Source organism: Gemmatimonadota bacterium (genome assembly GCA_009838845.1).
Taxonomy (GTDB): Bacteria; Latescibacterota; UBA2968; order UBA2968; family UBA2968; genus VXRD01.
Window position 1 is genome coordinate 1 of the sequence record VXRD01000122.1, and the last position, 22,949, is coordinate 22,949.

At 46.4% G+C, this 22,949-nt stretch carries 15 protein-coding genes and 1 pseudogene; all 16 read right to left on the reverse strand.

The annotated features are described in order from the left end of the window. Positions 1 to 491 precede the first annotated feature (491 nt). Complete coding sequence (locus tag F4Y39_16455; protein MYC15314.1) at positions 492 to 1,493, reverse strand: hypothetical protein; 1,002 nt, start codon at positions 1,491 to 1,493, stop codon at positions 492 to 494. Positions 1,494 to 1,789: 296 nt separating this feature from the next. Continuing rightward, positions 1,790 to 2,041: a hypothetical protein gene (locus F4Y39_16460; GenBank protein MYC15315.1), complete on the reverse strand. Its 252-nt coding sequence runs from the start codon at positions 2,039 to 2,041 to the stop codon at positions 1,790 to 1,792. An 87-nt stretch (positions 2,042 to 2,128) separates the two neighbouring features. Continuing rightward, on the reverse strand, positions 2,129 to 3,895 hold the full coding sequence (locus F4Y39_16465; GenBank protein MYC15316.1) for a radical SAM protein: 1,767 nt from the start codon (positions 3,893 to 3,895) through the stop codon (positions 2,129 to 2,131). A 223-nt stretch (positions 3,896 to 4,118) separates the two neighbouring features. Further along, positions 4,119 to 4,799 (reverse strand): response regulator transcription factor, encoded by a 681-nt coding sequence (locus F4Y39_16470; GenBank protein MYC15317.1) that lies wholly within the window; start codon positions 4,797 to 4,799, stop codon positions 4,119 to 4,121. Between the two features lie 191 nt (positions 4,800 to 4,990). Continuing rightward, complete coding sequence (locus tag F4Y39_16475; protein MYC15318.1) at positions 4,991 to 6,109, reverse strand: hypothetical protein; 1,119 nt, start codon at positions 6,107 to 6,109, stop codon at positions 4,991 to 4,993. A 166-nt stretch (positions 6,110 to 6,275) separates the two neighbouring features. Continuing rightward, entirely contained in the window at positions 6,276 to 7,019 is a 744-nt protein-coding gene (locus F4Y39_16480) for a YHYH domain-containing protein (protein MYC15319.1), read from the reverse strand. A gap of 66 nt (positions 7,020 to 7,085) precedes the next feature. After that, positions 7,086 to 7,313 carry a hypothetical protein gene (locus F4Y39_16485; protein ID MYC15320.1) on the reverse strand — a complete coding sequence of 76 codons (228 nt, stop codon included), beginning with the start codon at positions 7,311 to 7,313 and terminating at the stop codon, positions 7,086 to 7,088. A 10-nt stretch (positions 7,314 to 7,323) separates the two neighbouring features. Next, positions 7,324 to 9,087: a patatin-like phospholipase family protein gene (locus tag F4Y39_16490; GenBank protein MYC15321.1), complete on the reverse strand. Its 1,764-nt coding sequence runs from the start codon at positions 9,085 to 9,087 to the stop codon at positions 7,324 to 7,326. Between the two features lie 145 nt (positions 9,088 to 9,232). Then, positions 9,233 to 10,132 carry a hypothetical protein gene (locus F4Y39_16495; protein ID MYC15322.1) on the reverse strand — a complete coding sequence of 300 codons (900 nt, stop codon included), beginning with the start codon at positions 10,130 to 10,132 and terminating at the stop codon, positions 9,233 to 9,235. Between the two features lie 39 nt (positions 10,133 to 10,171). Continuing rightward, on the reverse strand, positions 10,172 to 11,608 hold the full coding sequence (locus tag F4Y39_16500; GenBank protein MYC15323.1) for an SPASM domain-containing protein: 1,437 nt from the start codon (positions 11,606 to 11,608) through the stop codon (positions 10,172 to 10,174). A gap of 28 nt (positions 11,609 to 11,636) precedes the next feature. Beyond that, complete coding sequence (locus F4Y39_16505; GenBank protein ID MYC15324.1) at positions 11,637 to 11,819, reverse strand: hypothetical protein; 183 nt, start codon at positions 11,817 to 11,819, stop codon at positions 11,637 to 11,639. A gap of 313 nt (positions 11,820 to 12,132) precedes the next feature. Further along, entirely contained in the window at positions 12,133 to 16,950 is a 4,818-nt protein-coding gene (locus tag F4Y39_16510) for a protein kinase (protein MYC15325.1), read from the reverse strand. Positions 16,951 to 17,187: 237 nt separating this feature from the next. Then, positions 17,188 to 18,267 carry a glycosyltransferase gene (locus tag F4Y39_16515; GenBank protein ID MYC15326.1) on the reverse strand — a complete coding sequence of 360 codons (1,080 nt, stop codon included), beginning with the start codon at positions 18,265 to 18,267 and terminating at the stop codon, positions 17,188 to 17,190. Positions 18,268 to 18,288: 21 nt separating this feature from the next. Continuing rightward, positions 18,289 to 20,229: pseudogene (locus tag F4Y39_16520) on the reverse strand (dehydrogenase). A gap of 13 nt (positions 20,230 to 20,242) precedes the next feature. Next, positions 20,243 to 21,973: a thiamine pyrophosphate-binding protein gene (locus F4Y39_16525; GenBank protein MYC15327.1), complete on the reverse strand. Its 1,731-nt coding sequence runs from the start codon at positions 21,971 to 21,973 to the stop codon at positions 20,243 to 20,245. Between the two features lie 97 nt (positions 21,974 to 22,070). Further along, positions 22,071 to 22,859 carry a hypothetical protein gene (locus F4Y39_16530; protein MYC15328.1) on the reverse strand — a complete coding sequence of 263 codons (789 nt, stop codon included), beginning with the start codon at positions 22,857 to 22,859 and terminating at the stop codon, positions 22,071 to 22,073. Positions 22,860 to 22,949: the final 90 nt, after the last annotated feature.

The window sequence follows — 22,949 nt, forward strand, 5'->3', positions numbered from 1 at the left end:
GGTCTATAGTCTGGAATACAAAAAAATAGAAGTAGAAAAAAAATATAAATGAGAAAAGAAGAAAAGAAATCAGAAGTTTTGGATGATAAAGAAGCTTAAAAAATTGACTGATAGCATTAACTATCTGTCCCGGGATGATAGGGTATTGAAAATAAAGATATGAATTGCTTGTTTGAACATTGTCATCTGATTTTGTTTTTTCAAGGATTCCATAGGGATTAAGCAATAAATGGATGATTGCATAGATGTCTTCAGTAGTGTATATCTTGTTCCTTACTTCAGAATATTCGCTTGCAATTTCAGACAGAGATTTTTTGCCATCTATCAGTTTTATGAGTTGATAGATACCCTCGCTTATTTCAAACCGTTTCATACCTACACACAAAATATAACTTTTCTCTACCAAAGAAGTATCGAACTTATACGTATAAACTTCCGGAACCAGCTTAATTGTGTCTGGTAAGCATTCTGGCATGGCGCATTCCTCAATTCTAAAATTTTTCTTTTTTTGTAATGAGTTTCATTATGCGATCAATTTCTTGTGCCTTAGCTTTCTTCAAATTGCGGAGCATAATCGCGGTTTCAGATATACTATCGTCAATAACAATTTTCCATTCTGTGCATGATACGTTATCAACATAAGACAATGCTTGTTGATAATAATCTATTGTCTGATCGAGAATTTCTTCTGCCAGTCCTGTGAAATAAATCATACGACCCAATTCTTCCAAACTAATAGATTCTAATTTTTTATGTAGCCCCTTTCTTTGAATGATTTGAGACAAAAGGTAAGAATATCTTCCAGCCATAAAATCTACGCGCCAATCTTTAAGATCATCACGAAATAGGATCCCTGTAAAAAAGGCATCTAAGGATTTTTCAAAGGGACAGATCAACTCGCGAGAATCAGACAAACAGGCTAAAGCAGTTGTAATCATTTGGGCTGTGGAGGCTCTGCCAGAAGCAATGATAAAAGCCTCATCTAATGAATAAGAAGTAGGATTATGCCATTTAGTTCTTTCTTGTAATGTTGCCGTAATGACTCGATGTTGATACTTTTTGGCAAAGGTCCAAAAATCTGAACTTTTGGGAAATAAGTCATGCAATAGGGCATACGCTCGATCCCTTAAAAGTGAAACAAAGAAACAGGCCTCTACTTTAGGCGGTTCATCTTCATCTGCTACATCATCCATATAAATCGTATAGATATACAATGATCGATTAATAAAATATAATTTCTTATACAGGTCTTCGTCTAAGTCAAATGCCTCTGAGAACAGAGATGTGAAAGAAGTATATACATTTGTTCCGAAAAATTCAGGATATTGTTGTAGAGTGGCCTCCAGATTATATTCTTCACAAATCTGTGACATGAATCGATGAAAATCGACTTCAGAATCTTTTAATGAAATATCATCCTGAATACCAAAATTCAGTGAAAAAATTTCATCTTCAAGAGATTCAAAAGGATCTGATGGTAAACTCTTACTCATAAAAATGTCTTATAGTCGGTGAATTGTAATACAGGCTGCCACTGCTATACTGCTATCTTATAGGACCAGAAAAAATGTAGAGTAGATTTGGTCTTGACGTACCTTCAGAACAGGATAGAAAATCCATTCAACACATTTGTGTAAGATACCCTATATATGAAATGAACCACTAAGCCACCCATATTTATAGGATATGGGTGGCTTTAACTGGCAAAGTTGAAGATTTTTTCCTTATAAAGACCATCGGTAGTTTTAAGACGGCCTCTAAAGGAATATTCCTCATAGATTCCAAATACTTATGTGTCTACTTCATCGTCATCATCGTCATCATCGTCATCATCGCCACCACCGCCGCCACCGCCGCCGCCACCGGGTGGTGGCGGGTCAGGTTCGGGTGGGTCTTCTGGACAATCCCAATTAATCAAGCAGAACATCTCCAACCGTTCTTCAAGGGCATCAATGGCCAGATCCTCATAGAGTTCAGGAAATGACGCAATGTGTTCTTTGAGATCGGCTTCTGAAGAAATAGGAACGGACAATTTGTCCATGATAGTAATCTCCTTTGTTTGAGGTTAAAAGAACAGACAGCATCGTTTATACTGGCATCAAAACATAGCGGCTCCTTTCTCGAGAGTTTATACACCTTGTAAAATTTGTTCTTTTTGCTCCTCAAATATCTCAGGCACAACTGTATGAAAAACCCTGGGATACTCATCGCAATAGGACGTTTTGGTATTGCCATCATTCTTTACGTAAGCATGCGCAGCGCATCCACCACCACAAAAGAATGCATATTTGCATTTACTGCAAGATGGCACATTGGAAATATTCCGATCATACCACTCTGATAAACGTTCATCATTAAATTCAACTTTATCGAGATAAGTGCCAACTTTATACCGATCCATACCCACTAATTCCCAACACGTATAGAGATCTCCATAGGGATCAAGGATCAACATGCTGGTCTGTGCGCCACAAAAGACAGGCTTAAAACTTAACAGCCCTTTGCCTTCAAGAGCCTGCTTAAAGGTCTGCCTAATTCCATAGTCCTGGCAAGAAATTTGATGCATTAAGTCAGGATTTTCTTTCGCAAACTGAAGATATTTGCGTGTAAAATCTCTTCTTGGCATAACAGAGATTTCTCCATTCTCAGGATGGTTTAATGCCATTTCTTGCAATATTTTCTGATGATCAATTGAACTTGTGCCGCTCTGATAGTTCAAGAAAATTTCTTCTTCTTGTTCTACATCTATATATTGCTCTTCATCAATCATTTCAGAAGCGGTGTATGAAGGCGAGTCATTCGAGCATGACTGTGCCTGTAGTTCAAACTCTTCAGGAGTCTCACATTCCTTGAAAGATATAACAGAGGTAACAGACCCATCAGATCCAAAATCTGATGTTGGTGCTTCAATTGAAATCAGTGGTGCTATCTGACCATAATCTCCTGGCGTCTTTTTACCAGACATTGTAGCACTACACGACATGCCCTCCTCAACTTGCTGCACCAAAGCAGAATACGCTGAAAAATTTGGATAGTCTGTAAACCCCTTATCTTTAAACAAATCAAATAATGCAGGTAAAATATCCACATTGTCGTAATCGGTATTGATTCGCATCGAAATCCGCACACCAAGCGACAATGCGAGTTCCACATTTTTTATAATGGTATCAAAACTATCGCCTGCGCGATAATGCGGACGTTTGCGATTGTGATTTTCTTTTTCGCCGTCCAATGTAATTTGGAGACGCTTAATTTTTTGGGGGCCTAAAAGATCTGTAAAATAGTGAAGATCATATCCATTTGTAACAGCAGAAAAGATGTAACCGCGTTTCAAACCTTCATCTACGATATACTTCACGATCTCTTTATTTTTTGCCAACAAAGGCTCGCCACCATATAGAGTAATACTTTTGCTGTGCATAGCTTTATTGGGCTGAATTTCACACATTGCTTGGTATGCACGGTCAACCATTTCTTTTGTGAATACCTGTTTTGACCATCCCTTCCCATGAGATGAAATGTCATTTTCAAAACAATAAGGACAGCGAAAGTTGCAATCGTAAGCCACCAAAAACAGGAAAGATGAGGCACCACGGCTTGAGGTATGATGGAGAAAATTGGCCATGCTATGCACGTATTCTCGCTCTTCCACAGGAGAACGACTAGTCAGATAGCCCCGCTTCATCAATGTATGGACCGTCTCTTTTGAACAAGGTAGTTGATCAAACATATCTTCAGAGAGAACAATCCGACTTTTTATCATCCGGGCAACTTTTTTATTTACCCTATCTATCGCACCAGTATAGCCATGAACGAGCAGAGAGTGATTCGGATCTTCAGGCAAATTGACACAAATTGTATAGGATGACACGCGATATAACTCTGAATTTGCCATTAGAAGACCTTCCTCGGTGTGTGGACACTACAGTTGTATTCTCATTTATATGCTTATCTTCCCAAATGCGTGAACTTTGAACTGTTGTTGCAGTCTGTCGCCGACCAACACTCGACTTGCCACGGTCTGTCGGCGGCTTTTGTGTGGTATGAATGGTAATATGATTGCCCGTATAGTTTCAAGCCCGAAAGTTTGTCCTAACCTGCAAAATTTGTTCCAGTCGCTACTTTTTTCGATATGTACTCGGACTAACTCCATACGTCTCTTTAAAAACCTTGCTAAAAGTCGATAAAGATGCAAACCCACACAGGTAAGCAACTTCTGAAAGAGTATATGATGTGTTCTGCAACGCTTTCTCAGCCTTTGTTAGGCGTACATTCCGAAGGCACATCCTGTATGGCATTCCCAGGTGCTTTTTAAATAATTTATGTCCATAGCTTTCCGAGAACCTGAAATGACGCATGACATCTTTAAATCTCAGCTTTGGATTGCTGTAATTCGCCTCCAAAAATGATTCCAACCAACTCTTCCAAATATCTTGCGGAGGCATGTATTTTTTGACCTCCGCCAAAAACACATCTTTCTTGATGGGTTTATCAAATACACTCACCCCGCCAGCCTTAATCACCTCCGCGCCCAATTCCATGTTTCCCAAATCTGACATGATCAGTATAGCAGTCTGAATTTTCTCCGCCTTCACACGCTTCAATATTGTCATACCATCCATGTCCTCTACATGTATCTCAACGACAGCAAGGCCAATCTCCTCTTTTCTTAAAATTTCAAGCCCTTCTATCCCATTTTCCGCGGTGAATATTGCATAAGGTTCATCCCGCAAGAATCCTGCAAGCTCTGAGATTACAAGTGGTTCATCATCTACAATCAAAATTTGCTGTTTGTCCATCAATCCTCTCTTAGCAATGAATTTTGTTCAGGATTTCATTCGGATCTACTTTGCGCGCCGATGTAGCGGTCCTATGACGAAAAATCCCACACCAACCCTCTCACCGCCACCATACCGCGCTTCGTGCGATGTGATCTTCTCCTCCAGCATCTGTCTGGGACTGGCGATTGCCCGAGGTACTCTTTCTGTTATCATCTACTGGTCTTCACGCGCAATAACAAAAAGCAAAGCATGCAGTAAGCCAATACATAGTTCCCTGCAAAAAATCTTAACCAAGGTGCGGGGAACAGAAAATAATGCATTAGAACATAAATTACTGAAGAAGAAACCAGAAACAGCAGATCCAGCATAATGTCGTTTGGTCTCTCATTGAAAGTTTTTATATGCTTCATAATCAGAGCTATTGACCAAGCAATAGCAACGAGATATGAAACGAAAAACAAAAAAAACTTTGGGTGATACTTAAAAATATTTCGCTTGAGGATTTGATAGTAAGTATTTAAATCGACAACAATAGCTTGCTGCCCAGGATGTGTTTGACGCTTAATAAATGTATAATGGAATACGGTACTCCATCCATAATTGTCAAATTGCCAGTTGACCCAACAATATCCAATGATTCCCAGTAATGCGCTTAGAAGTATATATTTTTTTTCCCAGTCTTTAAAGATAAAGAGGTAAACATAAAAAACGCCGACTAAAATCAGGAGATCCGTCCGAATTAGAACAGATAAAGGTAGTACAAGGAGCAACTCTTTTCTTTGTCTCAATAATAACGAATAGCTTATAAAAACTATGAGAACAGCAAGTGCATCAGGTGTAGATAGATTAGATAAATTATGGAAATCAAAAATCAGACCAGTCACAGGGATAGTGATCAAGTAGATAAGCGATACATTTAATGGGAATAAAAAGGCCAAAACCCAAAGTGCTATTATGATACTGATTGCAGAAATGAGATATGATGCAATGAATGGATTCAACCCTAATTTGTATGAAACATATATGGTCAGAACATATACAATCCGAATTTGATAAAAAGGAAGATGCTGTTTCAATGATTCTGGATCGTAAGCGCGTGCATGTCTGTGGCGTCCATGCGTAAGATCCTTATAAGCCTCTTCTGGAACTGTTTGTTTTAAGAGCGTGTAAACTGTGCGCTGCAATTGACCCGCGTCATCTATCTCATAACTGAAAGCAGATGCAACATATCCAATCATATCCCAGTTATATTGGGGATTGCTTACACTGTGCCAAAAAATCAAACCTGAAAACAAAAGTAGGACTAAAGAGCGCAATGCGAATTGCATATAAGACTCTGACATTGTGCCTATCTTAATTAAAATAAAAGAGGCTCCAATATAAATTGGATACGGCAATTCAATACTAAGAATGCTGTGTCCGCAACCAGAGGAACTCGTGCTATTTGTGATGGTTATGTATAAATAATATCAGATCAAATGCCATCCTCTTACCTCATTTCCTAACAGCAAGAAGGTGAAGATAAGAATTTCGCGGTCGGGTACGATTACTCAGAGATTGAATGGACTCAATTTTATCTTTATGAATATCCTTTGGTTCTACTTTTAGAACAAAAATTATACGATCCTCTGAAAGGACAGACGAAAACGCGGTCGCAAGATGCACAGGGACAGCAACATTGGGAGTCGGTAAGCCATCTTCTCCTGTTCCCAAAGCAATATCTAAAATGAAATAAGTATAATTCACTACTTCTGAAATATCTATTTTCATATCTTCGGCGAAGTCGGATAACTTGAAACTGAATTGTACCGTACTATAATCCGTTTGATCAGAACTGGCACTCCATCCTATAGATACAGGATCATTTATCCACCTTACAATTGTTTCTCTTTTTATCTCTGGCCTTGCAATCTGAATGCTATCTACGCGGGTGAGAAGTCTGGATAATTTACTCTCCACCATTGCTTCCAGTGTTGAAATCCTGGACTGAATATTCGTCAGCGAAGCAAGGATACCAGACACTTGAACCCCTAACATAGATATATCTTTTGTATTTTTGTTCACCTGCACGAGTGAACTTTGTGAGTTCTCTGAGCTTCCTGAACGGGGACGGTGATAATGATAAGTTCCAGCCTTTCTATCCCAATGCCCTCCATTCTGATCCAAACCTCCTCCATGTCCATCTGTATTAGTAAGTCCAGAAAAAATCAACAGGCAAGAAATAAGAAATTTGAACATATGATTCTCTTTTCTTAAGATCCAACTGGTATTGGATGCTTTGGATTTCAATATATCAAACTGTTCTCAGCGGAACTTCCTGGCGTACCTTTTTCTAACACGACGATTGATGAAACTGTTCAGACCCTCGCCACCAATAGCCAATCGCTTCATGCGCTCAATATTAGCCCTACCCGCACTCTGATACGTATAGAGATAAACAGATTTATCACTAAACTTCACCGTGATGAAGTCAGGTCCTATCTCGTAGGCCACGATTCCAGAATCACCGCCTCTGTTTCTATAGCGTTCTATATATTCATCCTCATCGCCGATCCTCTGAAGAGGCGTCATTTGTGGTCCAGTGAAGGGTGTAGTCCTTATCGGTCAGTGTCTGATAGTCCTTGATATCCCATCGCCTGACCATCCGTCTCATCGCCACATACGCCAGAAATGCAACAATATAAAGCCACAAAAGAATCCAGACCACGTCCGTTAGCACTTGAGTGTCCAAGGGAAAGCTGCAATTCTCAACGACTTTCTCTACAATCCACTGTAACCAGTCGGGCATCGCAAAGGATAGCCATCTCTCGGTCTGCGAGTTGAAAGCGCGGAATAACTTCAAAAAGTTTTGAACGGCTCCCACCCCCCAGCCCCAACCATCAATCAACAATAACAGGACAGATCCAAAGATCCCCGATGATTTCTTGGGATGTTTTCGCCACGAACGATATAAGAACACACGACCACTCCCAACTGCCAACACATCCTTCACGCGCTTTCGTAGCCTGGTTTCGCTGACGCATTTCTCGGTAGTTTGGTCTGAACTTGGCTGGTCAAGAAAGAGAGGCGGTTGTGCCAACTCTGGTACGTCACCGGTCTTGTTGCTGATAACCGCCTTCAACCTTTCACAATACTTTTGGATCTGTGCGTCAATAAGAGTGTAGCCGTGGTACATCAAGACTTCCCGTTCGATAAAACTAAACTGATCCAGATCAGTTCGGATCCCACCCAACGCGGGAATATACTCGGAAGGCACGCGCGGCGTGTTGGGCCTGTCCTTGAGGTTTAAAAACAAATGCACAAACGCAAATTCGCGACTGCTGCTGTCGTTTCTCTGCCACAAACGGAGGAGCTTAAGCATTTTTCTTCGAAGCTGGAACTGAAAAATAGAAAAGGTTCGCCCCATAACGACGAATGCCCGATTTCCCTGTCGATGAACTGGCTCCATCTGTCCGGAGGCATCGCTGACGAGCAGGACATCGAAGTCATCACGGTCAGTCGCTGAACTTTCTTCGTCATCCAGTAAGCGATCAAGGCCAACCAGAGCATCTATTCCCTGGTTGTCTGCGACGCCCCCATCTACAAGCTTGTCTCCCCATATTGTCGTAGGGGGAAATAGGCCGGGTACTCCTGAAGATGCTCCTACGACCTTCGACAACTTCAACGTATTCTGATTTACACGATGAAGCTCTTGCAGGCGGGATACCGGGTCTCGGCTGAACCCTATTCGCTCACCTGTAAGCAACGATGTCGTGTTCAGTACAACCTCCGGTCCAGCGAAGAATAGAGGGATCTTCTCTTCTTCGGAACGTGCATCGTTGTCGCGCAAAGTGACTGAGGGCAAATGATCCAGCGTTTCGTCGTGATAAAACCACTTGTCATATTCTTTCTGCATTATGTCAGAGCGAGAACAAGAGGGCCACAAGCTCTTGAGGAAGAGAATTGGATGGTAGAATGGACCGAACACCATCGCCCTGGACCGCAGGTTGTGGTTAAGGGCTTGGAAAAAACAGTCGGCGATTTCTTCAAATATCTGAAGTCGGACCTCGTCGAGCCGGTCAGGATTATCTGCCAACTCTTCCCGGCGTTGGCGCAGACGCTTCTCCATCTCGATCACGTAATAGGCTGCTATGATTGAGCCACCCGAAACAGCAGAGATCGTATGGACGTACTTCATGATCCCGAGTTCTTCGAGTCGGCGAATCACTCCCAGGTGGAAAATCGAAGCCCGAAACCCGCCTCCGGAAAGAGCAAGACCGATCCGGGGGTATTTCAAAGTAGCCTCATCCTTTGATGTCCTGCTCATCCTGATCCATCCTTCACTGTAATGATGGACTTGCCCATTTTGGCGGACATTATACCGCTTAAGAGCAAGAAGGTCTAAAATGCCACCAAACCATTCCTCAACGAGTTCAATCAAATCGTTATTCGCAACTGGGAATAACTGCCCCTTAATGTGAAAACTGCGAGTCTCGAAAAAACATATTGACGATTGTCATATAACAGGCATTCTGTTTTCTTTTTTGAGCGTCTGGTGGGAGTGTAGAATTTCGATCTGCGAACTCATGAATATGCTCAGGTGTCACCCCATAGATGTTGCGAAGGGTATTGAACAGGCCAATCAGGTCTGTTTCACTGTTAGTAGCTTTAGCTAATCTTTTCAACAACGCTTTTAAATACACATCATCAACCTGCGATAGTGCCTTTGCAATTCTGGAACGTGTTTTCTGGACAGACTGAACATCCGAAAGTCTGGCAGACGCATCCCAACACGGTGTCACAGATCTGACCTTACGCAACACGGCCAGATGGTGGCCTTCGTAGATAATCTCCACAGCAAAACTACCGGGATAGACGGATAGCCAGTTCTCGACTATCTGCTTCTCAAATCGCCTTCTGAAATCGTCCAGAATGACCAGACCACCAATCTTAATCTGATCATAAACCTGGTAGAGACATGCCTCTCGACCGCGCAAGGTATAGACCGGCGGACCATCAATAATCACGCAATCTATCTCTTCCTGACCATCCCAAAACATCCCATCTTCATAAGTCAAAAAGCTGGCATCTCCATAAGATTCAAGTGTAATCGGACGATATTTGATCAATAGATTGCGCTTATTCCAGAATGTTTGCATCAGACTCAGGGTCTCTGCATAATTCTGCCAATCGCCTTCCACAGACAAAACTTGCGCTTCAGAAAACGCCATAGCCAAACGGACAGAACTCAGACCACTGCCAAATTCGAGAATTCTTTCTACTGGAGACATCTCAAGAAGCATAGTTGTAATTCTCTTAAACGCCGTCTCACCAATGCTCCAGCCCGTATCCAGACTAAGCTGTTCCGGCATTTCAAAATTTGAAATTTTATGCATTACTGACTTCTCTGTCTATGATGTCACCTCCAGATCATAACGTCGCTGCAACAAAGACGCATCCGTCTCTGCAATCTCCATACACATCTCCATCGCTAACTCATAGCGATAGCGCGTCTGCTCACAAAAAACCGGATTGGGAGACATCGGATCACCCGTTGTCGTCCGCGCCTCCCAAAGACATCCGCCACCACACAGATTGCGCGCCCAGCAGGTCTTGCACTCAGAGCGATTATTCACATTGAACTGCGCGTCAAAATACTGCTGTTTTTCGCGATCAATACCCGCGAACACATCACCCATCTTAAACTCGGGCGCATCGGCCAAACTCGAGCAAAAATAAATCGACCCATCTGCTGCAACCGCCAGATACTGCTTACCACCCAGACACCCATGACAAGATTTTTTGCGCGTCAGCAATTTTTGAATCCGCGGATCAAACTCTTCATCTTCACCCTCTTCACCGCTTAAAATAGCCTTGAGTGCACGCCTACTCCGCTTATGAATTTGTTGCTTCAAAACAGGTATGTGTTCTTCCCGAATCGCATAAGGCGCATCCGGTGAAACAACAGCCGGACCGATGAGCGCGTTATCAGTACCCAGCGAACGCAACGCATCGGCAATCTGATCCTCGTCCATATCATAAGCTGTCATAACAGCCTGCAAATACACGCGTTCTGGTGCCTCATCAGTCAATTTCTTTACATTCTTTGCCACAACATCATAAGTCCCAGAACCATTGTGAAACTTGCGGATGCGGTCCTGTGTCTTACGCCCACCATCTATGCTGACCTTAATCTGAAACTTTTCATCAACCAAAAACTGCTTCATCTCGTCGGTCAACAGCGTGCCATTGGTCACAATGCCAAAACCAACCTGCACACCCAACCGCGCTCCCAAAGATTTGGCAAACGGAACAAGCTCCTGCATCAATGGAAAATTCAAAAGCGGCTCCCCACCAAAAAAATCAATCTGGCACCGTCCGAACACCTGAGCCTCGGTGACAATCCAGCGTATGGCTTGCTCGGCAACATCTGATTGCATCAGCATGGCCTTACCACCATAATCTCCACCGTGGGCAAAGCAATAAGCACACTGAATATTGCACGTATGGGAAACGTGCAACGACACCTGCAACCGATCTGTCTGCGAAACCCCACAGGCTGCCACCCCTTCTGCTGTCGGCACACTAGATACCAGAGGCAAAGCACCATCCGAAATCAAACCCACCTGAGCCAATTCCTCAATCGCCGCGACAATCTCCTCTGCCTCGTATTGATCAGCCAGCACCTGAACAACCTGGGCAACAGACAAGCCCTCGCAACACGCTAAAATCGCCTCGAAAAGGGTATCCAATTCAAAAAACAGACCTGTCTCTACCTGATAGACAACAGGTTGTTTGTGCTCTTCAGTTTGAAAAAGATGCATGTCGCATTTTTGAATACACAGCATGGTGAGCACTCCTCAACACGGAGACGATTTACTCAGCCTGATCAAAATTGTCCCAATCGTCATCGTCATTGGGAAAAGGCAGAGGAGGAACAGTTGGCCAACCAGGGAAACAGCCGCCAATTTCAAAACTGTTCGTCGCCCGATATGTACAAATCCCCCCCTCTTTGCCTATTATTCCATTGATCAAAGTCAACTTGCGTCGCGTTGCCATGTTATCCTCCCTCAATACAAAAATCTAAAATGCGGTCGCTATCTGCCCTTTATATTGCAAGATCCGTGCCAAAAATCGCGTCAGAATAAAAAAAAGCACTTGAAAATTCTTAAGTGCTTGAAAAAAAAGGAGATAAAATTTTAAAAATTATTCGTGCAACATCAGCGGCATTCTGGCACAAGTGCATCCGCCAGGATGCACCTATAATCGTTTATACACGAAAAATTCGCATAACTACTTGATTCATATAAAGATAAACTAAGGTGCATCCGCTGGGATGCACTGCATCCGCCAGGATGCACCTGTTTAATACCTATCTCAACCCCAGACGATTGATCTTTTTTTGCAAACCTGCGCGCGTCATTCCCAATTCTCTGGCGGTATGAGTAATATTGCCCTCGTACTTCTCGAGCGTGTCTCGAATCAATTGTTTTTCATACTCCTGGACACGATCTTGTAAATACCCCTGAAATTCGACAGAGACATCTGACACCGCATGCCCGGCAGCTATTGAAAACAAATCGGGCGTAATATCACCCTCTTCTTCTGCCAATACAACAGCAAGCCGAATCACATTCTCTAACTCGCGTACATTACCCGACCATCTGTGACTTGTAAGCACTTTGATCGCACCTAACGTCAGCCCTCCAACCAACTTGTTTACATCTTCTTTTGCGCGAATGAGCAGATGTTCAGCCAATAATGGCACATCTTCAAGGTGTTCTCGCAAAGGCGGCATATCGATCTGTACCCCCTGCAACCGATAATACAAATCTTCGCGGAAAGAACCTTTTTCAACTTCTTTTTTTAAGTCTCGATTGGTCGCTGCAATAATGCGTACATCCACTGTGCAATCCACTGTTTCTCCAACACGCCGAATCTCCCCTTCCTGCAACACCCGCAACAAACTCCTTTGCAACTGCGGTGGGGCATCGGCGATTTCATCCAAAAAAACCGTACCCCTATTGGCCGCCTCAAAAATCCCCTTATGATCTTCAGTCGCGCCAGTAAACGCCCCTTTTTTATGCCCAAACAACTCACTCTGCAACAACTCTGGTGAGAGTGTAGCACAATTTTGCGACAAAAACCGCTGGTCTTTGCGCGTACTATTGTAGTGTATGGCACGCGCTGCCAATTCTTTGCCCGTACCTGTTTCGCCCTGTACAAGCACGGGAATATCGCTCTTTGCAGCAGTTTCTATAAGCCGGTAGATCGCCTGCATAACATCACTCTGGCCGACCAGGTCATCAAGTCGGTACCGCCTTTCGACCTGTTGCTGCAAATATTGTGCTTTCTCTTCCAATTGTTCGTACATCCTCGCATTGACCAGTGCTACACCCACCAGATTTGCAAAAGCCTGTAAAAACGTCTGATCAGCTTCAGAAAATGCGTTGCCTATGCCGCGATGATCCACATATAGCGCACCGATAACACCTTCCTTAACATGAAATAGGGGCACACACAATACAGATCGAATATTGTAGTCTATCACGCTCTGATAGCGATTTAGCCTGTCATCTGTCTGTGCATCAATGCTCAAAACGGGTTCATTTGTTTCAATAACCCGACGAATAATACTCCCACTCAGTGCTTCTGCATCATCTACCTCTAAATTGTGGTGGCGCGCAGCATCGACCACAAAGCCTTTTGGGGTCTCATTTTTAATCGCAATAACCACCCGCTCTGCTGAATAGACAGTCAACAAATTACCCAGAGTTCGATCTAATAACACCTTGACATCGTGCTCTGTTGTCAATTCTCGGCTCACATCGTAAAGCAAGCGCAAGCGATCAACAGATAACGTATCGACTGAAATCTCAGAACTGAATACAGCATCCTCGTTGCGAGAAGATTCACGCAATTGATCTAATAACACCTGTGTTTTCTCCAGAAAATAAGACATTTCCATTTCTTCAAACGCCTGTTTTGCCGCTTCAAGATGTGCTTGTGCTTTTGGTACATCACCGCGCTCGAGATAAAACTCCCCTGCTATCAGCAATGCACGCGCCCAGTGATCGCCTTTGGATTCTCTTCGGCATTCAATCGCCTGCTCAAAAGCCTCTACTGCCTCAGCAGTCCGCCCTGCCTGGGCGAAAGCAACACCAATACCAGAATACACCAAGGGCAATATGCCCGTGAACATACCCGATGTTTGCTGCGTACCTTCGCTGGCTCTTTCTGCCCATTCGAGTGCTACTTCTATATCTCCCATTCTCGCAGCAGCCGTTGCCGCAATCGCATAAGTGCGATAGACATAATCTCTTCGCGGTGTTTGCAAAAACCGCTCCACCGAGGTCTCGGCATATTCCAATGCTCCTGTAAAATCACCGCGTTCCAGTGCCAATTCTCCCAGATAGAGAAAATTCACTGCTTCCCAGTACACATCGCCTCGTTTTCGCCACTCACCTATGACTTCATAGCAAATTGTTTCTGCACGATTGAAATCGCCCAAATAAAAATGAACTCGCGAAAGCAAATTGAGTGCCCAAACGCGATAGTATTCAAGACCAAGTCTCTGAGATGTCTTTACAGTGGCCTCTAAGTGTGCTTTGGCAGTCTCAAATCGAAATTTCATTAAGGTAGCCTGACCTTCTCGCACTTGTACAATAGCTTCGTTTTGAACCTTTCCTAGCGTAGCATATTTCTCCATTTCCCTACGCATATATGCAACAGCTTCTTCGTGCCGTCCAGACACATCGCACAAATGAGCCAAACTGCTCAATGCTTGAATTTCTCCGTCGAGATCACCGAGTTCCCGATAAAGTCGCAATGCCTCCAGCATATATTTTTCTGCAATTTCTCCACGTCGATTTAAGCTGTAAATACCACCTTTACGATTCAAAACATGCGCCTTTAAATCTTTCCGGTCAGCGGGCAATAACGCCTTTGCCTCGTCTAAAAATTCCAGTGCCCTATTGTACTGGCCACAATTGCGTAGCGCATCTGCATAATCGCACAAAAATTCGATCGCATCTACTGGTGATTCAAAATCGTCATTCGTTGTCCGATCTCGAACAGCCTCAAACCGTCTCAATGCCTGGCGATAAGCGTGTTTTACCAATGCTTTTTTGCCCGATAGACGCATATATTTCACAGCCTTATTTTGTTCTCCCGCCGCTGCAAAATGATCCGCTAATTCTTCCGTCAATTCTTCTACATCTTCCGACTCTTCCAGAACATTGCCAATTTCTCGATGCAACAGACGCCGCCGCACATCTTGCATGCGGTCGTAAATTGCCCGCCGATACAAACCCTGTGAAAAACGATACCGCTCTTCATCGCCATAAGTAATTAACAGCCCTTCATCAATCAGGCCTTCAAGTATTTCCAACAACTCCAACTCATCACCAAGCCAGATAGAAGCCAATAATTCAAAAGAAAAATCATTCAAAAAAACACACGCGTATTCCATGACCTGACGTTGCACCGCAGAAAGAGTAGTTATGCGCCTGTACAAAACCTCTGAGATATCATCGGATAACAGGGTTTCGGGAAATTCTCCCCACTGCCAATCGCCATACACATCTTGCCGAACCACATCGGCATGCACCAGCGTCCTCACAGCCTCCACGACAAACAGGGGTTGCCCACCCGTCTCTCTGAACAGAGTTTGCAATGCATCTGGCGGTATGGATCGCTCTCCCAACATCGACGCCGCTAAATACCCCACCTCTTCTCGCGGTAGGTCTCCCAACTGAATCCGGGTCGCCTTAGCAAATTCATTGCCGTGTATAAAATTCTCAACTTCGTTTGGAATGGATTCCCTGTTGGACCATTGGCAAGTCAGACATAACAAAAATGGACACGGTTCTGGATCGCGCAGCACATACTGTAAAAATTCCAACGACAACTCATCAAGCCATTGAATATCTTCCAAACACAACACAATGGGCTGTTTCTGCCGCAGACGCTTTAATAACTGCAACCAGTGCTCCATAACAGAAAACTTGTCCGTCTCTAATGAATCGGGCACTCTCCCCACCAAATCCGTCGTTTTTACCCGCTGAAAAGCATCGATCAACGCACCGTATATTTGTCCACCCTCTTCCCGCCCTGCCCCTTTCAAACAAAGAAAATCGTGGATCAAAGCGTCACCCAATAATTCTTCAGCCAGTCTCGATTTGCCCACCCCTGCCTCACCCGAGATCAAAACCACGCGCTGCTCGCCAGCTTGTACATCCCGCAACATCGCACGCAACGTCTTCATCTCGGATTCGCGCCCGACAAATTGCGGCCGCATCACTTTTCTATGCACATCGCGCTGCTCGTCATCCGGTAGCACAAACCCCGATGATGCCACACCATTTAACGCCTGCACCAGTTCTTCTGCCGACTGATAACGATCAACAGGCTCCTTTGCCAGCAACTTCAGCACAATTTGTTGCGTCTGGGCCGGAACCTCGACATGGGCTTCAGCCATTGATGGCGGTGACTCTCGAATATGCTTCAAAATAACGGACACCGGGTTTTGTCCAGAAAATGGCGGCGTACCCGTAAGCATCTCATATAAAATCACGCCCAATGAATACAAATCTGACCGATGATCCACCCATAACCCCTTACCCTGCTCTGGCGACATATATTCTGCCGTACCAATCGTCGCGCCCGTATGCGTAATAGAAGCGCTGTGCAAATGCCTGAGTTTTGCCAGTCCCAGATCCAGAATCGTAGTATCAATTCCCACTTCGGTTTCCAAAACCATAATATTGGATGGCTTGAGATCGCGATGCACCGCACCCTGCGCGTGGACATAAGCCAAACCCTCGGCAATTTGTTGCATCAGAGCAAAAAAGTACGCAGCTCGGAATCGTCCTAACAGTGCCTGATCGGTAATAATTTTTTCCAGTGTCTTCCCGGGCAAATATTCCATTGTAAAATAGGGGCGATCTTCGGCAAAGCCCCAGGCAAACGTGCGTACCAGGCGCGGATGCTCAAATCTATTCAACACCTGAAACTCTCTATGAAAACGGCGGTACACAGCCTTCTGATCCACCATTGTATTCAAAATTTTGAGCGCGCACTCCCGGTCTTGTTCCAGGTCCAACACCCGATAAACTTCTCCCATGCCCCCGGTTCCCAGGTGCGCCTGGATTTGATACCTTTTGTCGAGAATGGTGCCGATTGCAAACATGACCTCTTCTACTTTCTTCAGATCAATAGGTTTGACGATGTAACTACGGGGCAGTCATTCGCAACCCCGTTTCTAAAGTGATATTCGAATGGGCATAATATCAATTACTTAATTAACAGTATATTATAATAAGAGCGATATATCGTCCTAATATACAATATATCGCCCTTATTAGAGAGAACAAGTCTATTTTTAATTAAAATAGCCGAACCGGTTCTCCAGCAATCATTATATTTTTCAATGCGTCAAATTCATGATTTTTCCAACCTTTTTGGCAACACGGGGCGCAGTCTGTTCAGTTGTATCCTTCAGACCCATCAAAAAACGGTGTGCAGAGTCATCAAATGACAAGCGGTGCTGCTCGACATGTCTTTCCAGCATATCCAAATCGCGCAACACCTCGTCCTGTAGTGCGGGAAGGGGCAGCATCCATAAACGCCTCAACAGGGTCTTCATAATCAAAATCGGGTCATCTGGATCTTGAGCCAAACGACTGTAAAAAGCCTGTAGGGGCAACTCCCAATACAACTTCTGCACAATAAGCCCCAGATATTCCCGGTTCTTCCTGGCAATATCGCTCGCAGAAAAGCGATCAGACGCCGAACCTCGGTCACCCTCGTGCATGCGACATAGAAGCGTGGGCTGTACGATAATACCTATCTTAAACCCAGCGCGTATCATGCGAATCCACATATCGTAATCTTGCCCGCGAATCAAACGCTCGTCAAAACAGCCGACCCTATCATAACACAACCGATGGGCAACCACCGTTGGACTGCACAATTCAAACCGCCCGAACAAATACATCACCATATCGCCTATGGGCGGCATCCTCGCTTCAAAAGATCGCACGGGCACATCGCTTCTCTCCCCCTCTATGAATTCATAACCCGTATAGACAAATTTCAAATCCGGATCCTCTGCAAACTGCGCCGCGTGCAACTCGAGCTTATTCGGCAACCCGATATCATCATCATCCAGAATCCAAACATACTCCCCCGTCACGTATTTCAGACCCAGATTCACAGCAGACGCCTTCCCACCATTTGCCTTTTCCATATAGCGAATCCGATCTCCAAACCGCCTGATCACCTCTGCCGTATCATCCGTAGAACCATCGTTCACCACAATGAGTTCAAAACCCTGATACGTCTGTTTCAAAACGCTCTCAATAGCCTCCGCAACATAGTTCGCGCGATTATATGTTGGGATAATCACTGAAAATTTTGGATTTTGCGTCAAAGTTATGCCTCCTGGGAAAACGGAACAAAAAACCACGCCTGAAGGACGTGGTTTTTTATTTCGTCTAAATATGATCTTTGGAGTTACCTCGCTTTCCTAACCGGCGTCCATCACTTCCCTGACACCCGCAACAATATTGTCCCGATCTGGAAAAACGTGATCTTCCAACTGGGGCGTGTAAGGAATCGGCACATGGAGAGCGCAGACGCGTTTGACGGGCGCCTTCATCTTTGCAAACGTCTCTGCATCTTCGGTCGCCACAGCGGCAATCTCGGCGGAAGCGCCCGCCGTGGGACCCGCCTCATCGGCAATAACCAGCCGCCCGGTCTTTTGCACAGACGCGCGAATAGCATCGCAATCGAGCGGAACCAATGTGCGCGGATCCAGAACCTCGACGGAAACACCCTCCTTGTCCAGCACCTCCGCAGCCGTCAGCGCTTCGTGTACCAGCCAGGCCAGCGCGACAATCGTGACATCTGCACCTTCGCGTTTAATATCCGCTTTGCCCAGAGGCAGGGCATAAGGCTCTTCGGGAACCTCGCCTGCAAAATCCATCAGGCGATTGGACTCAAAAGAAATAACGGGATTATCATCCCGAATAACGGTCTTGAGAAGCCCCTTCATATCATAAGGCGTCGAAGGCAATATCATCTTCAACCCCGCCAGATTCATAAACATCGAATACGGACTCTGCGAGTGCTGCGCCGCAACCCTCCTGCCGCCACCGACCGACGTGCGGAAAGTAATCGGAAACTTCACCTGCCCCCCGAACATATAGTGGATTTTGGCTGCCTGATTCACAATCTGATCCATCGCCACAAAAGAAAACGTAACCATACTCCAGTTGATAATCGGGCGGAAACCAGAACCGGCAGCACCAACAGCAATACCAGTAAGCGCGCCCTCGGCAATAGGCGTAGCGCGCACGCGCTCAGACCCAAACTCTTTGACGAGCGCATCGGGCGCATCGGTTGACAGATGAAACGTCGTTGGATCGCGCCTCATTTCTTCTACAAGGGCTTCCATCCCGGCCTGTGCATAAGAGATTTTTCTCATCGTATTATCCTCGACTCACTCGGCAAAAACATCTTCGACGGCAGCTTCTAAATCTGGAAATGGACTCTCTTTGGAAAATTGCACCGACGCTTCAATCTCCGCGAGAATTTCACCATCCATCTCTTGCCACGCCTCCTGGGTAATACAGCCCTGATCCATCAGACCCGCGACAAATCGCTCAATGGGATCTCTATCCTGCCATGCGCGGAGCTCGCTCTGCGGTCTTGGATCAGCCGCGCCAACCCTCTCCGTATGCCCTCGCCAGCGATAAGTCTTGCATTCAATCAGCGAAGGACCCTCGCCCTTGCGCGCGCGGGCAACAGCCTCCTGCGCCGCGTCATAAACCGCCATCACATCATTCCCATCGACAACCACACCCGGGATATCGTATCCCGCAGCACGCGCGGCAACATCGCTATGCGCCAGCGTACTCGCCGCCGGGGTACTCGCCGCATAGAGATTATTCTCGCAAACATAGATCATAGGCAGCTTCCACGCCGCAGCGATATTGATCGACTCGTGAAACGGACCTGCATTTGACGCCCCATCGCCAAAAAACGAGACCGCAACGCGACCCTTGCCCTCGAGCTGCGCGGCCAGGCCAGCACCCGTAACAATCGGTATGCCACCTGCGACAATGCCATTAGCACCAAGCATCCCAATACTAAAATCGGCAATATGCATCGACCCCCCTTTGCCCTTGCAATACCCGGTCTCCCGCCCATAAAGCTCAGCCATCATACGCTTCAAATCCGCGCCCTTGGCAATACAATGCCCGTGCCCCCGGTGTGTACTGATAATTTGATCATCCGGATTGAGCGCAGCACATACACCTGTGGCAACGGCTTCCTCGCCGATATAGCAATGGACCACACCGTAAATATCCCCCGCGCGATAATCATCAGACGCACGCTCTTCAAAGCGCCGGATCGTTTGCATAATCCGCAGTATCTCGAGTTGTTTCTCTTGTGTAAGAGCCATAAGATAATCTCCACTATGCAGGCCTATCACCCTTTTTAACCGGCGCTGTTCGGCTATCAACGCCCGGCAACATTTTTGATGGATCTCTCGTAACAATAACATCGATAATCGTAGGCATATCGCGATTGGCAATACCCTCGGCAAAAGCGTCTTGCAATGCCCCGGGATCATCCACGCGAATACCCTGACAGCCGAGTGCGCGGGCCGTATCGGCATAATCCGTCTCGCTCAAATCACTCGACTGATAGCGCCCCGCATACATATTGTGCTGAAGCGCTTTGACATAGCCCGAAGCCGCATTATTCACAATCGCGAGCGTAAACCCAAGCTCAAGACGCCGGGCTGTCTCCAATTCGCCCAGCACCATATTAAACCCCGCATCTCCGGTCAGACCAACAACGGGAGAATCCCCCGCTGCGAGTTGCGCGCCCATCGTACCCGGCAACCCATAGCCGATAGAAGCAAATCCGCGGTTGGCAATATACGTGCGCCCAGACCGGGTCGAGTCGTAGAGCAAGCCCGTCCAATGCGCGGCAAAACCCCCATCCACAACCAGAATCCCGTCTTCGGGCATCGCATTTTGCAACTCGCGCACCACCCGCGCCATATTGACGGGTCTCTCATCAGACGCATAACGCGGCTCCGCCTCGGCGCGCCAGGCAGCCATCCGCTCTGAGACCTCGGCCAAATAGCCCACGCGCATCTCCTGTATCGCCACCCGGTCAGAAGACAAACACGCCTGAAGATCGCGCAAACCCTCCGCCGCATCGCCCCAGAGTGAAACGGTAGCAGGCGTCGTGCGCCCAATCTCCTCAGCCACAATATCGAGATGAATAAAAGGCACATCGCGCGGAATCAAATCATAGCGTTTCGTGGCAATCTCGCCCATCTTGCATCCAACTGACAGAATACAATCTGCAGACGCGATCAAATCATTGGCAATCCGCGACCAGCGCCCGAACAGCCCCACGCTGAGCGGATGAATACAGGGAATCGCACCCTTGCCACTCAGCGTTTGCGCAACTGGAATACTAAACGCCTCGGCAAAGCTCTGCAACTCGCAATACGCCCCGGAAAGATGGACACCACCGCCAGCGAGAATAATCGGCCGCCGGGCATCGCGCAAACACGCCGCCGCACGCGCAACCGCATCTCGCCCCGGGCGTGAACGCTGTGCGGGAATACGCAGCGTTTCTGGATCCACAAAAAAATCCGATTTGGGATAATCATACTCCCCATGTGCAATATCCTCGGGCACATCAAGCACAACAGGTCCCGGTCGCCCGGACGTGGCAACAGCGTACGCACGTCGCACAAGCTCGGGAATGCGATAGCCACTCTCGATCCGAATAAGGGCTTTAGCCGCTGGCGCCAAAATCTCCGTCTGACGCGCCTCCTGCGTCATATTCTTCCACGAATGCTCGCGATTGCTATTGCCCACAACAACAATAAGCGGAACACCCGCATTGAGAGACTCCACCAATCCCGTAACCAGATTCGTCGCCCCGGGACCGAGCGTCCCATCGCATATACCGGGGCGACCGGTTACGCGCGCCCAGGCATCCGCGGCAAAAATACCACACCGCTCATCATTGATCAACGTATGTGAAAGCCCCAACTCGCGCACCGCATCGTAAAAAGGCAAAAGTTGAAAGCCCCCCATGCCGAACATAGGCGCCGGATTGTGAAGGCGAAACATCTCGGCAAGCGCCTGCCCGCCATTCATGTGTACAACTGAAGACATAGAAACTCCATATCCAAATACATAATGTAGGGGCAGTGCCCCCGTATAAAGGCACTACGGGGCAAGCTCCTGTGCCCGCCCGTTGGGCAGCGGAACTTTATACGAGCCTCTCCCCAAACTCCGGAACCGTCATCCCCGCTTTAACACCACATCTCTCCGCCTGTAAATTGACATACGACAGCACACCGCTCTCCCATGCGGAAACCGCATCGCCGATACAGGCGGTCATCGCATCCACTGTCCCCGCGGGAATACCCGCGCGATCCAAAATCTCAAGACGCCGAACACCCGCCCGATCAACACCGACCCCCGCATCGTTAAACACCGCGCCCCTCGCCTCTGCTGCAATACCATAATCGGGCCTGCCCGCAATCACCCCACCGTGCGACCCCGTAATAATAAACGCACCTGCATCCTCAGGCGTAACAAGCGATGCAGAATCACATGCAAGAGTGAGAACAGGCACCTCCTGCAATACAGAACGCGATTCCTCATAGCCCGGTACATCCCCTTCAAATGGTATGCCATTGCACAAAACCTCAGCCGCCTCTCGACAAGCCTGCCCCTCTTCACAGCCCAGCGCACGGGCTATCTCATTGCAAAAACTAATGCGCCCGCGCCTGAGCGTATCTGCCCCATCTCCAATACGCGCAGACGTATGTGCAATCGCGGCAGCCGCGAGCCCGAGACCTTGCAAATAATCGAGCGACCCAATCCCCGCATTGTCCTTCCCAACACCCGCATCGTTAAAAATAACACCCCGAAGACCAGCCAATGCTGCGAGATACCCGCAATACCGCCCCCCGTGAGAAGCGGCAACAAGAACCGTTCCCCGCAACTGCGAGCCGAGCTTTGTAATACTATCGGCAACCTGAACCGCGTCCATAATAGCCTCTAATTGTACTATTGTATATATTTTTTACTCTTTATGCGTATTCTATATCCATTTTTTTCTGTTTTCAAATCTATATAAAAC